This is a genomic window from Pseudomonas sp. CFSAN084952, assembly GCF_009648855.1.
Classification (GTDB): domain Bacteria; phylum Pseudomonadota; class Gammaproteobacteria; order Pseudomonadales; family Pseudomonadaceae; genus Aquipseudomonas; species Aquipseudomonas paracarnis.
Genome location: NZ_CP045767.1, coordinates 1,525,294 through 1,538,399 on the forward strand (window position 1 = coordinate 1,525,294; position 13,106 = coordinate 1,538,399).

General features: G+C 50.2%; 9 protein-coding genes. 2 read left to right on the forward strand and 7 right to left on the reverse strand.

What is annotated here, in order from left to right:
- Window positions 1-25: 25 nt before the first annotated feature.
- Window positions 26-1,213, reverse strand: coding sequence for an MFS transporter (locus GH769_RS07100; protein ID WP_153649582.1), 1,188 nt, complete (start codon window positions 1,211-1,213; stop codon window positions 26-28).
- Window positions 1,214-1,340: 127 nt separating this feature from the next.
- On the opposite strand from GH769_RS07100, the gene GH769_RS07105 reads away from it, so the two are divergent.
- Window positions 1,341-2,234, forward strand: coding sequence for a LysR family transcriptional regulator (locus GH769_RS07105; protein ID WP_153649583.1), 894 nt, complete (start codon window positions 1,341-1,343; stop codon window positions 2,232-2,234).
- 976 nt (window positions 2,235-3,210) lie between these two features.
- On the opposite strand, the gene GH769_RS07110 is transcribed toward GH769_RS07105, so the two are convergent.
- From GH769_RS07110 to GH769_RS07130, 5 genes are all read right to left on the reverse strand, one after another.
- On the reverse strand, window positions 3,211-4,635 hold the full coding sequence (locus tag GH769_RS07110; protein ID WP_153649584.1) for a M10 family metallopeptidase C-terminal domain-containing protein: 1,425 nt from the start codon (window positions 4,633-4,635) through the stop codon (window positions 3,211-3,213).
- A 379-nt stretch (window positions 4,636-5,014) separates the two neighbouring features.
- Window positions 5,015-6,355 (reverse strand): TolC family outer membrane protein, encoded by a 1,341-nt coding sequence (locus GH769_RS07115; RefSeq protein WP_153649585.1) that lies wholly within the window; start codon window positions 6,353-6,355, stop codon window positions 5,015-5,017.
- A 2-nt stretch (window positions 6,356-6,357) separates the two neighbouring features.
- On the reverse strand, window positions 6,358-7,671 hold the full coding sequence (locus GH769_RS07120; RefSeq protein ID WP_153649586.1) for an HlyD family type I secretion periplasmic adaptor subunit: 1,314 nt from the start codon (window positions 7,669-7,671) through the stop codon (window positions 6,358-6,360).
- Window positions 7,668-9,419: a type I secretion system permease/ATPase gene (locus GH769_RS07125; protein ID WP_153649587.1), complete on the reverse strand. Its 1,752-nt coding sequence runs from the start codon at window positions 9,417-9,419 to the stop codon at window positions 7,668-7,670. Before GH769_RS07125 ends, GH769_RS07120 begins: the two co-directional genes overlap by 4 nt.
- A gap of 101 nt (window positions 9,420-9,520) precedes the next feature.
- Window positions 9,521-9,889 carry an AprI/Inh family metalloprotease inhibitor gene (locus tag GH769_RS07130; protein WP_153649588.1) on the reverse strand — a complete coding sequence of 123 codons (369 nt, stop codon included), beginning with the start codon at window positions 9,887-9,889 and terminating at the stop codon, window positions 9,521-9,523.
- Window positions 9,890-11,027: 1,138 nt separating this feature from the next.
- On the opposite strand from GH769_RS07130, the gene GH769_RS07135 reads away from it, so the two are divergent.
- On the forward strand, window positions 11,028-11,996 hold the full coding sequence (locus GH769_RS07135) for a GlxA family transcriptional regulator (RefSeq protein ID WP_153649589.1): 969 nt from the start codon (window positions 11,028-11,030) through the stop codon (window positions 11,994-11,996).
- Window positions 11,997-12,257: 261 nt separating this feature from the next.
- Here the strand turns inward: GH769_RS07135 and GH769_RS07140 are convergent, their stop codons facing one another.
- Complete coding sequence (locus GH769_RS07140) at window positions 12,258-13,082, reverse strand: alpha/beta hydrolase (RefSeq protein ID WP_153649590.1); 825 nt, start codon at window positions 13,080-13,082, stop codon at window positions 12,258-12,260.
- Window positions 13,083-13,106: the final 24 nt, after the last annotated feature.

Here is a 13,106-nt window from a genome sequence, read left to right on the forward strand (position 1 = left end):
CCAACCTCCCGGATCGTTGCGTGGTTCAAGCGGTTCTTGAGGGTGTCGAGCGTGACGTCATTACGGTCACCACTGCGCCCAGCAGCAGCACGACTGCGCTAGCGACAAAAGTGCTCTGATAGCCGCGACTATCGAACAGCAGTCCACCCACGGTTGAGCCCAGAGCAATGGCCAGTTGAATCACGGCCACCATCAGGCCGCCGCCAGCCTCGGCATTATTTGGCATGGCCTGTGCGATCCAGCTCCACCAGCCCACTGGCGCTGCAGTCGCCAACAGCCCCCATAAGCCCAGCAGTGCGGCAACGACGATTATCGAGTGGCCAAAAGGGATCAGTGCCAGGGCGATCAAGGCCATCAAGACCGGAATTGCTATCAATGTTCGGAACAGACTGCGCCTTAGAAATCGTCCTATGATCAGGGTGCCGATAAAGCCTGCCGCACCGATCACCAGCAAGATTAACGACAACGTCGATACATCGACCCGCGTTACCGTCTCAAGGAAGGGCCGCAGATAGGTGTACAGCGCAAACTGCCCCATGAAGAAAGCCCCGCAGCCGACAATGCCCAGCACCACTGATCGATTCTTGAGAAGGTTTAACACGTTACCGGAGCCCGGTTTGCGTGACTCCACCTGCATGGGCGGCAGGCTGATGTACATCCAGACGAGAGCAATCGCCGCGACGGGTACCACGCAGAAAAAAGCCCCGCGCCAGCCAATAATCGAACCCAGATAACTTCCCAGCGGTGCGGCAATTACGGTAGCCAGCGCGTTGCCGCCGTTGAAGATGGCCAACGCCCTCGGCACCTGTGCGGAAGGTACCAGGCGCATAGCCGTTGCAGCGGACATCGACCAGAAACCGCCGATGACCACGCCAATAAGCGCCCGGCCGACCATGTAAGTCTGATAGTCCGGGGCCAACCCGACGATCGCGCCCGAGAGGGCCATCAACCCGGCCAATGCCAACAGCAGTGTCTTGCGATCGAGGGTTCCGGCAATCCACGAAATCGACAGGCTGGTCAGGACCGCGAATACCCCGGAAATCGCAATGCCTTGCCCGGCCATTCCCTCGGTAACTTGAAAATCAGCCGCCATTGGTGTCAGCAGGCTGACAGGCATGAACTCCGAAGCGATCAGAACGAAAACACAAAGCGTCATTGCAAAGACACCGCTCCAGTGGGCAGGAGCCTCGTTACTGGTGGAAGAAGTGTTCATCGGGGCCTCACAGTCATTCGTATTCATACAGGAAGGATGACGAACGAATACTCATGCGACTAGCTAATGAGTGCTTAATAAGGCTATAAGTTTTACTAATTAATAGCTTTAAAAGGCACATCACTCCATGGTCAGAAGAAACCTCAACGATCTGCTGTATTTCGTGACAGTGGCGCGCGAAGGCAGCTTTACCCGTGCCGCCGGGGTGCTGGGTGTTACCCAATCTGCGCTGAGTCAGGCAATCAGCGGTCTGGAAGCGCGTCTGCAAATTAGGTTGCTGACGCGCACCACCCGCAGCGTCTCGCCAACCGTCGCAGGCGAGCGGCTACTGCAAGCGATCGGTAATCGATTCGATGAAGTCGAGGCGGAGCTGGACAACTTGACGCAAATGCGCGGCAAGCCGGCGGGCACCGTCCGCATCACCTGTGGCGATCATGTTTTGCGTATGACGTTGTTACCCAAACTGACTGCGCTGCTACACGAATATCCGGAAATCAACGTTGAGTTCGACGTCAATTACGGATTCAGGGATATCGCGGCGGATCGTTTTGATGCAGGAGTGCGCCTGGGTGACACCATCGACAAAGACATGATCGCGGTTCCGATAGGCCCACCATTGCGGATGGCTGCCGTTGCCATGCCAGCGTACTTTGCCACCCGCGAAATTCCAGAAACCCCGCGCGACTTGATGAACCATTGCTGCATCAACCAGCGCATGCAGACATCAGGCGGGCTCTATGTATGGGACTTTGAGCGGCAAGGTAAGCAGGTGAACATACGCGTAGACGGTCAGCTCATTTTCAATACATCTAGCCATATAGTGGATGCGACATTAGCCGGGCTGGGCATTGCTTACCTGCCTGAGGAGGAGTTTGAACCGCACCTTCGGGAAGGTAGGCTGATGCGCGTGTTAGAAGATTGGTGCCCACCGTTTTCTGGGTACTATTTGTATTACCCCAGTCGTCGACAACCTTCACATGCATTTACGCTGGTTGCTAATGCCTTGCGCGAATCAGGGTAGAGGGACGAACTGAGGGTTCAGATACAGTTGAGCTGGAGCCTGCGCATTGTTGTGCATTTACAAAAAAACGCTGTGCACGCTGCAGCCGATGGGCACACGGATCGATGCCGCTAGCGATCAGTAGGCGCAATAACACTGTCCGAGCTGACCGGCTACTTTTGGCCAGTTTTGTTTGCTGTGCTTAGTTGCAGGAGCGCAATGCCCGGCGCCTGGCCACGGAAAACGCCTAGGGAGCGGTTGTTCAGCGTTGAGAGTGGTACGCCAAGTTGAGCTCCGTGTTTCTGGTCGCTGGTCACCATTGTCCGGTCGGTGCCAGAATCTCGCGCTTCAATTGGCCGACAAGTCGGCAGAAAGCGAGGGCGGCAGGTTGAGATGTGGATGAGGGGACCTACGCCGCTCATGGTCGGTTAAGCTGATGTGCCAGGTCCGCGCTCAGTAATTAGGCAAGTGCAATTGCACATCCATGGCGTCATGGTGGAGTCTAACGACCTCAGTCACGCCGTGATTTGCCACACGCTATAACACGATGATATGTCGGCTCTTGACTATTCTATGGGAGCGTTTAGCTTGGGAAGTGATTAGTTTGGAAGCGCAGCGGCTCTTTGAAAAGAACGGTTTTACTCACTTAGCTTAGTTTGGCAAAATCCTAATAGATGTTAATTTGATTATATTTGGCAGCTACAGTGTTTCCCACAATTTTACTAAATCGTGTGCGCTATTAAGATTTTCCTGTACGCGGTTAGTGTTTTTGGTTGGTCCATGCTAACGGATAGTTATTTTAAGGGCAGAGATATCATAGTTGACTCTTCTTGGTGCTTAAAAAATCTTCAAAATACGAGTAATTTATAGGTGGCTAGCTTTCTAAGCTATGAAACAGTACTGTTGCAATAACTTATTAGTTATTATGTGTGTGGGATGTGATCTTATAAGTTCCGCGCGAAAAACATAATTATTATTCGCGCGGAACTTATGCTTTCTATGCTATGATATCAGTAGAAAAATCCACTTGTCCGATTATTTGTATAGCGAAATCAGCATCGCTAGATTGCGGGTTGTTTATGTTAGCAGTCAATATTGTAGTATTTATTTCCGAAAAGTATTGCAACGCAATTTCACCAACATTTCCGGTAAAGCTTTCAACCAATCTGAAGTCAAATTGGCCATTTTTTGATAAAGCGCTCAAGTCGACTTTGTCTTCGCCAGAATTAAAGTCGTTAATAATATCATAGCTGCCTGTTAGTTCGTTTGTTGAATTGGTACTAGGCAGGTCTATAGTGATATTTTTTTCTAGCCCATTGAATACCGAGTCCGTTGTCGTACGGTATACAAAGACATCTTTTCCTTGGCCACCAATTAAAATGTCAGCACCTGCGCCTCCATAAATAATATCGTTACCATCACCGCCAGAAATTTTGTTATTAAATGAGTTTCCAATGATGACATCATTACCATTGCCGCCGATAGCATTTTCGATAACTGTATCTAGAGCGATACTAACATTAGCTTTATGTCCACCAATGTCTGACATTTTTCCTTCGTTCAAATCAATTCGTTGATCTTGTGAAAAGCCTGAGAAATCCACCGTATCATTGCCCCCGGCGTCCCAGATGCTGAAAGGTAGTTTCAATTCTTTAATTTCATTGGAAAATGATAATTCCCGATCTGCAACATTTGAATTAAAACCGTAAGTGGTATTGTCACTACGAGTTGTGGTGTTGGCTCCATACAGCTTCTGAATAGCGGCAATGTCATCTATTTGCGGTCCTATTGGCCAGCCAGAATAGTTACCTGTGGCAAGATCTGGTGCATTGCTATAAGACATTACGCTATAATTATTTGTGTCTTCTATATACTTTCCATGAGTAAATGAGTGCGTGAGGCCAAGGGAGTGGCCTAGTTCATGGGTGACTAACTGGTGAGAGTAATTGCTATCTGTAAGCTGAGAGTCAACGCGAACAAAATCCTGGCCATTATCACTCGATCCTGGAAATGACCCACCACCAGACGCAGACAATCCCTTCAATATATAGAAAACTACATCAGCTTTCTGGCTGGCCGTGGTCTCAATATATTTAATATTTGCTACTTCTTCCCACTGTTTAGCGCTGTATCGGAATGTTTGTTTTGCTACGTCATTCAATTCTATAATGTCTTTTCCATCTCCTGTTAAAAATTTATATGTGATTTCCGTGGTTTCTCCTTCAGCTGTGTTCTTAATAGTTGCCCAGCTGGACAATCCATTCGCTACAGTAGATTTGTCTTGAGCTCTGTGCAACAAAGATTTTGTAGCCTCATCTATATTTTTGGACACGACTCCTTCAATGTTCTTGCCGCTGCCTCTAATGTTATCATAAATGAAAGTATCCAAGCTTTCATTTGCTAATGATGTTTTTTTTGGCATGAGTATTCTCCTAGGATGATAAGTTATATCTATATTTAAAAAGACTTAGATCAAAGTCTCATGTTTAATTATAGCAAGCAAATCCCGCAGAACAATATAAATGTGGCATTGGTTAAGATCAAATTTTCTACGCATTTTAGTGTCAAGGTTATAAGGGCGGAGTTATGCTAATTATTGGCTTCAACTTTTTTGAGCATTGAGTTCTGATATATTGATATTCTTTTCCTTCCATATTGGCCGTGTCGAACAGTGTATGGTGCGAGCTAGAGAAAACTTTTTCGGAACTCAGGGGGCAATGCTATAAGTTATGAGAGAAGTAAGCGGATATATATATTGTTCATGTGGGTATTCCTATTTTTCCTAGCCAAAAATGCTCGCCTTACATTTTTCCATACAGGCCGAAGGCCTCGTCCACCTTGGCCAGGTCGGTGTCGCGCAAGTTGCCCGCGTAGTAGTGCAATTTGGTCCAGGCCATCAAGTAGTCATAACGCGCCTGGGCCAGGTCGCGGCGGGTGCTGTACAGCTGCTGTTCGGCGTTCAGCGCGTCGAGGTTGACGCGCTCGCCGCCAAGAATGCTCTGCTTGGTCGACACCACCAGTGCCTCGGCAGACACCAGGGCTTTCTGATAGGCACGCAGCTTGCTCACCCCCGACAGGCACGCACTGAACTGGCGGCGCAGCTCGATCAGGGTTTCGCGGGTCTTGCCTTCCAGCTCGTACTCGGCCTGCTCCATCGCGCGGCTGGCCTGGCGGGTGGAAGCCGAGATACCGCCACCGGCATACAGCGGCATACTGACTTCGACGCCAATGGTGTTGGTGTCGTAGCGCTGGTTGTAGGTGTTGCCGCTGTCGGATTCCTGCTTGCGCGAGGTGGCATACGCGGTAATTCGCGGCAAATGCCCGGCACGGTTGCGTTCCACTTCATAGCGCGCCACTTCCAGCGACTGGCGCTGCGAAGCCAGCACCGGGTTGTTGGTGAGCGCCAGTTCATGCCAGGTGTCGTAGTTGGCCGGGGTCAGGGTGAACGCGGCAAAGCTCTGGTTCAGCGGCGCCAGGTCGTTGATGTTCACGCTTTGCACGCCGATCAACGCACCCAGCTCCCGAAGTGACGCATCCTGCTCATCCAGGGCCTGAATCTCTTCGGCGGTGGCCAGCTCGTAGCGGGACTCGGCTTCAAGGATGTCAGTGCGCGTGCCTTCACCGGCCTTGAACAAGTGCTGGTTCTGCTGGAACTGCTGCTCGAAGGCTTTTTTCTTCGCCCGGGCGATGTCGATCTGGTCCTGGGCAAACAGCGCCTGGGTGTAATAGCTCAACACCCGCACCAGCAACGCCTGGCTCTTGTCGCGAAAGCTTTCATCGGCGAACAGCGCCTGGGCCACGCCCTTGCGGTAGTTGGCATAGGCTTCGTAATCGAACAGCGGCTGTTGCAGGCTGAAGGTCGAGCCGTAGCTGTTGTAGTTGCGGTCGTCGCGATAGCTGCCACCGCGCCCGTCAGGCAGGTGCGCTTCGGAATTGTTGCGGCCCTTGTTGTAGTTATAGGAAAGCCGCGGCAGCAAGCCGGCGCGGCCAATGGTGCGGTTTTCCAGGCCGGCGTCGCGTTCCTTGATGGCGCCGAGGAACACCGGGTCGTTGCGCAGCGCCTGCTCGTACACATCGAAGGGCCCCATAGCTGCCTGGGCACTGCCACACACCAACAACAGCGAAATGAACACTGGCTTCATGCTCATTCCTCAGTCAACGCGGAGCCGGCGCGGTCCAGCAGCGGCTTGAACAGATAGTTGAGCAAGGAACGCTCGCCGGTGCGCACGAACATCTCGGCGGGCATGCCGGGCTTGATCACCAGGCCGTTGAGTTTTTCCATCGCCGCCTCGCTGACGCTGGTGCGCAGCACGTAATACGGCGCACCGGTCTTTTCATCGAGCATCTGGTCAGCGGAGATCAGGCTGACTTCGCCCGGCACCCGTGGCGTGCGGCTCTGGTTGAAAGCGGTAAAGAGGATGTCGACCGGCAAGTGCGTGCCCACCTTGTCCACCAGGTGCACGGGCAAATGCCCTTCCACTTCCAGGCGTGTGTCCTGGGGCACGATCTCCAGCAGGGTTTCACCGGCGCGCACCACCGCACCCTCGGTGTGCACGCTGAGGTTGACGGCGATGCCATCGGCCGGCGCGTTGATTTCGCTGTGCTGCAGGTTGAAGCCGGCGGAGGTCAGTTGCTGCTCCAGGGTCAGGCTGCGCAGTTGCGCGTCGGCCAATTGGCTGCGCACCTCTTTTTGATATTCCTCGCTGTGCTGCTGCAATTTGAGCCGCGATTCAACAATGCCCTGCTCTATCCGGCCGCTTTCACCGGCGTTTTGCGCCAGATCCTGCTGCACCTGGGATAACTGGCGCTGGTAGTCCATCAACCGGTTGCGCGGGATGTAGCCGTTGTCGGCCAAAGGTTGCAGGTTGCTCAGTTGCGCGCGCAGGGATTGAGCCTGGGCGGTCAAATCGCTACGCGCACGGCGCATGCCGCTCAACTGCGAGGTAGCCCCCTCGATGCTGGCGCGGATCCCGGCTTGTTCACGGGCAAACGCGTCGCGACGGCTGCTGAACAGTTGGCGCTGGCCTTCGAGCACCAGCATCAGCGCGGGATCGGGGTTGGCGCTCAGTTCTGCGGGAAAGGTGATGCTGGAGAGGTTGTCGCGCTCGCTCTGCCAACGCGCCACGCTGGCCCAGGCCATGCGGTACTGGGCTTGCAGCGATTGCACATCGGCCTGGTTCTGGGTCTGATCGAGGCGAAACAGCGGCTGGCCTTGTTTGACCAACTCGCCCTCTTTTACCAGGATGCGGCTGACCACGCCGGGGCTGAAGGTTTGTACCGCCTTGCGCTTGCCAGACACCACCACGGTGCCTTGTACCGGGATGCCCTGGTCCAACGGTGCGAGGCTGGCCCAGAGGAAAAACCCGCCGGCACCGACAATGGTCATCACCCAGCCCATTTTTACGAAAAAACCGGCATCACGTTCTTTGCTACGAGGTTCAACAGTAAGGCTGCTCATGCGCCTGGATTCCTTGCGGCCGGGTACTGACGACTGAAACTCACGCCGGGTTTCTCCTTCGGCGCTTCCTGCTGGCCGGACAACGCGCGCAGCACGTCTTGGCTGGGCCCGAAGGCTTGCAGATGCCCGTCGTTGAGTACCAACAGCTTGTCGGCCTGGGCCAACGCCGAAGAACGGTGGGTCACCAGCACCACGCTGCTGCCCTGGGCTTTCATCTGCACGATGGCGCTGGCCAACGCCGCTTCGCCGACGGTGTCGAGGTTGGAGTTGGGTTCGTCCAGCACGATCAGGCGCGGCCCGCCGTACAGGGCGCGGGCCAGGGCCACGCGTTGTTTCTGGCCGCCGGACAAACCACCGCCGTTGTCGCCCAGCACGGTGTCGTAGCCTTGGGGTAGGCGCAGGATCAGTTCATGCACACCGGCCTGTTGCGCGGCCTTGACCACCAGCTCCGGGTCGGCTTCGCGAAAGCGCGCGATGTTGTCGGCGATGCTGCCGCTGAACAGCTCGATGTCCTGGGGCAGATAGCCGATATGCGGGCCGAGGTCATCGCGGTTCCAGCGGTGAATATCCGCGCCGTCCAGGCGCACGGTGCCGGCCAGGGTTGGCCACACGCCCACCAGGACGCGGGCCAGGGTGGATTTGCCGGAGCCCGACGCGCCGAGCACGCCCAGCACTTCACCGGCAGCCAGGTTGAAGCTGACCTGATGCAGGGTCGCCATGCGCCGCCCCGGCGGGCCGGCGCTGACCTGCTCGAAACTGACCTGGCCGTTGGGCGCAGGCAAGGCCATGTGCTCGACCTCTGGCGGGAATTTGCGCAGCAGCTCGTCGAGACGCTGGTAGGCCAGTTTGGCCGAGCTCCATTGTTTCCACACCGCAATCAATTGGTCGATGGGGCTGAGTACGCGGCCCATCAAGATGGAGCCTGCGATCATCATGCCGGCGGTCATGTCACCCTTGATCACCAGGTACGCGCCCAGGCCCAGCACCAAGGATTGCAGGCACAGGCGCAGGGATTTGCTTAAGGAGGTGATGATCGAACCGGTGTCGCTGGCCTGGTTCTGCAAGCCCAGGAACTTCGAATGCACGCCAAACCAGCGTTGGCGCAGCGCGCCGAGCATGCCCATGGCCTGGATGGTTTCGGCGTTGTGCAAATGGCTGGTAGCCAGTTGTGTGGACTGCTGCGAATAACCGCTGGCCTCACCCAATGGCTTTTTGGTCAGGTATTCGTTAAGGCACGCCAGGCCAATCAACAGCACCGCGCCGGCAGTGGCCAGCACGCCGAGCCACACATTGAACAGGAAAATCACGAACAGGTAGATCGGGAACCATGGCGCATCGAAAAACGCGAACAGCGCTGGCCCCGTGATGAATTGGCGCAGAGCGGTCAGGTCGCCCAAGGATTGCCCGGCGTGCCCCTGGCCGCGCTGCAGGTTGCGTTCGAACGCGGCTTTGTACACGCGCAAGTTGAAACGTCGCTCCAACTGGCTGCCAATGCGGATCACGATAAAGCTGCGCACCACTTCCAGCAGGCCGATAAACGCAAAGAAGCCCACGACCATCAGCGTCAACATCAACAGGGTGGTTTCATTCTGGGAGGACAACACACGGTCATACACTTGCAGCATGTAAATCGACGGCACCAGCATCAGCAGGTTAATCAGCGCCGTAAAGCAGCCGATGCTGATCAAAATACTCTTGTATTCACCCAACGCCCTGAATAAGGGCACAACCTTATGGGACTTCGCCATATTATTTGATCTTCCTTGGAGCGAATGACGCGCAATAATCACCCTTGCCCCAAACAGGGCTCGGCCAACTATTAAATCGAGTTATATGCTTATAACTTGAACTAAGGTATCCGTTTCAGCTCAACAACTTCCCCGGTTTTAGTGCGGGCTTGATATTCACCCTCGCTTTGGCGATTCAAGTGCGTAATCCCTGAGCCCTCAGCGTTAAACAGCCATATACCATCCGGTGTGGGCGACCAGGTCAGTGGCTTATCGCCCAGCCATTGCGCGGCACACGCGATATCGCCATCCAGGGAATTGGCTTGCTCCAGCAACTCCAGGGCACACACCTTATCCTGCTGCTTCAACTCCCAATGCCCGGCCAATTGCGCGGTGGTGTGTAGAACGAGACTGCTCGCCATTGCATGGGCTCCTGCCGACACGAACAACACCTGCATGACACAGGCGATCAAATGGGATAAGCGCGGCATGTAAAGCTCCTGCTGGAACGCCGTGCAGACGGCTGGCAACGAAAGTGACGATGAAATCCTTTCTCCATTGACAGTCCGCTTGATAATTAAATTAGCACTTGAAAAAGATCAAAATCAGACAATATGTGTGCATATAGCGCCATCAAATGGCATTGTTTTTAGAGTTTTGAAAATATCGCTGATCATGAGATAGTTGGCTATCGATGTGCTTCTCATGAGTTGTTGCCTTGGTGAGCTTGCTGTGACTAGCCTGTGAATGCACTTGGAGTAAATATTAAGGGGGGGCTCGAGAGACAAAACTATATACATGAAAAGTGTAGTCAGCTGTGACTGAAAAAATATAGAAGATTGTATCTTGCTTTTTTGTGAGGGTGGTTGAAAAATAGGAGGGTTCTTTGTTGTATATAACTAAATTATGAAGTTATTATCAAGGTTGTTGTTATCTGTGTGTTAGGCCGTTCCTAAGTTTATGGTATCACCATTGAAGAAAATGAGGAATTACATGATGACGAGCTATTAAAATGTTCTGTTGAGCAAAATATTTCTGATAGATTTATAGTTTGTTCAGATCCAGATGATTTTTTCTAACATATCTGCAGCGAAAAAAAACTAGATTATGCTGCAGGAGTTTTGAAGGAAGATAGTCATCTTAAAGTAGTCGTGATTTTGAAAGAAAATAGTAGTAAGTGTATGTATTGTCTAGCTAAAAAGTTAGGTGAATGCTTGTCTGCAAGACAAGTGCTTAAGAGTCAGATGCACGTAGTCTTTGATGGTCCTTTATTATTTGATGAGCAAAATCGAGTGATCATTTAAAATGTGCTTTGGTTATGAAGATGGAGCTGAAGTAAATGTATATCGATTCAAGATGCACATGTTATTAGGCTCTATTATGTTCATTGGCTTCTGTTGAGTGCAAGCTGGTAGAGGAGGCTCGAGTAGTAATATATGGTTTAAATATTAAGTGTTCATCAATGATTGCGAGAGATTTGAATTTTTATTCAGTCATCGTCACTTTGCATGTGTTTGCAACCGCATTTGAATAATAACCTGATGTAGTTGGTTTCATGATGCTTGAAGTATAAGGTAATTAACTGAGTTGTCTGTTTTTGGATTAAGTAGAATTTAGGAGGTGTCTCATATGAACATAAATTTCCTGGTTTTCTCCGATATGAATTTGTTAGATTTTTCCGGTCCTCTCGAGGTTTTTGTAACTGCAAATAGACTTTCTGAAGAGTATGGCTCGAGTGAGCCTTATAATATTAATATTTTCTCAAGTAATAGTGAGCCGTTTGTAATGGTCAGTGGCTTAAAGATTGTTACTAATCCTTTGCCTAAACCCGATATGGATGTAGATACTCTCGTAATACCTGGAGGGTTTGGAGTGCATTCTGCTAGTCAGGATAGTGAATTACTTTCGTGGGTGGCCTCACATTCGGTTAATGCCAGGAGAGTTGTATCTATTTGTAGTGGTGCATTTATTTTGGCTGCATGTGGATTACTGGATAATCGCAGAGCTGTGACGCACTGGAGCGTCACTAGCGAATTTTCACATTGTTATCCGAACGTGAAAGTTGAGAAAGATCCAATTTTTATTCAAGACGGATCTGTTTGGACATCTGCTGGAGTAACAGCAGGAATTGATTTGGCTTTAGCTTTGGTTGAAGATGATTTGGGGCATAAAATATCATTAGAAATTGCCAAAAATTTAGTTATGTTTACTAGGAGATCAGGAGGACAACATCAATTCAGTAGCATAATAAAGCTGCAAAGTGAGAGTAAAGTTTTCGATAAATTGCACTCTTGGGTTTATGCTAATCTCCATAAGAAATTAACGATTACAGCTTTGGCTGAATATATGAATATGAGTGAACGTAATTTTGCCAGGGTTTATAAACTTAAAACTGGTCAATCTCCAGCTAAATCAATTGAGAAAATCCGATTGAAGGCTGCACAACACTTGTTAGAAAATACTGAGTTGCCACTCAATCGGATCGTAAACGAATGCGGATATAACTGTGAGGCAACACTAAGACGAAATTTTATTAATGAGTTTGGTAATACTCCTTTACAGTATCGAAAACTTTTTAGATTGGAGTTTTCGTTCTAAATTTGCTGGTTTGACGTCATGCTATAATTTGTTTGCGTGGTTGCTAAGGATTTGCAAAGAAACCATAGATTTACAGATCTTGGGTTGCTGCAGTTGAAAATTTAAGGTCGTAGGATGAGTAAGCGGTTGAGAATTTGTGAGATATTTTTGTAATTAAGTATTTAAATGCCATCTTAATCAATGGTGGCTAAACTGTAGATGGATCATAATGCTTTTTGAGCCAGTACCTTATAGCGTAGCCATTGCTAAAGCAATAATTTTTCAAAGTTTGAAAAGAGTGTCAAGTGATTTTACGAGTAACCCTTCTTTCTTGCTGAACTCATTTAGCAAGTTAAAGTGATCAAGTTTATCCAGCCGTGAATAGTATGTGGCATTTCCTTTTTTATGCAGCAGTTGAGCATATCTATCACTATGTGATAGCATTTCGCTTTTCTCAATGCTGCCGACATGAACTGCTGTAGGAATACTAAGAGTTATGTTGTTAACAGGGCTTAGTAATTGGATTTCAGTGTTGGTAAGTTGTAGTTTTTCATTAAGTTTGCATAGGCTTATTGGTTTTAAGTCCGCTATCCCACTTAGCCACATGGCGTGTGAAATTAAGGGGTGAGTGCGATGTAATGCTGCAAGATGCGCACCAGCAGAATGCCCCGATAAACAAATTTTTCCAAAAGTGAGTTTGTATTTATTCATGTTTGATTTTAAATAATTGAGCATCAAGTCGATCTCATAAAATATCTGTGTGAGACTAGCTTCTGGGGCAAGAGTATATTCCGTAAGTATAACGTTATAATTAGGTACAAGCCCATCAACGATGAAGGAATATATGTCTTTGCTTGTGGATTGCCAGAAACCGCCATGAATGAAAATAATAGTTGGTGCTTTTACATTCAGCGAAGGGAAATAGTCAAATGTATTGCGAGGCAGAGGGCCATATGAAATATCTAGTTCACATTCATGCTGTTTTCGGCTTTTCTGGCTACGCAAGCTGAAATTATTCAGTAATTCAGCGAAGTCAGGAACCGTTTCTGATAAATTATACGCATCATTTAATTGAGCCTGATTCATTCCGTGATAAATAGATTTCATAGCCTTTTTCTCACTAATAGTTAA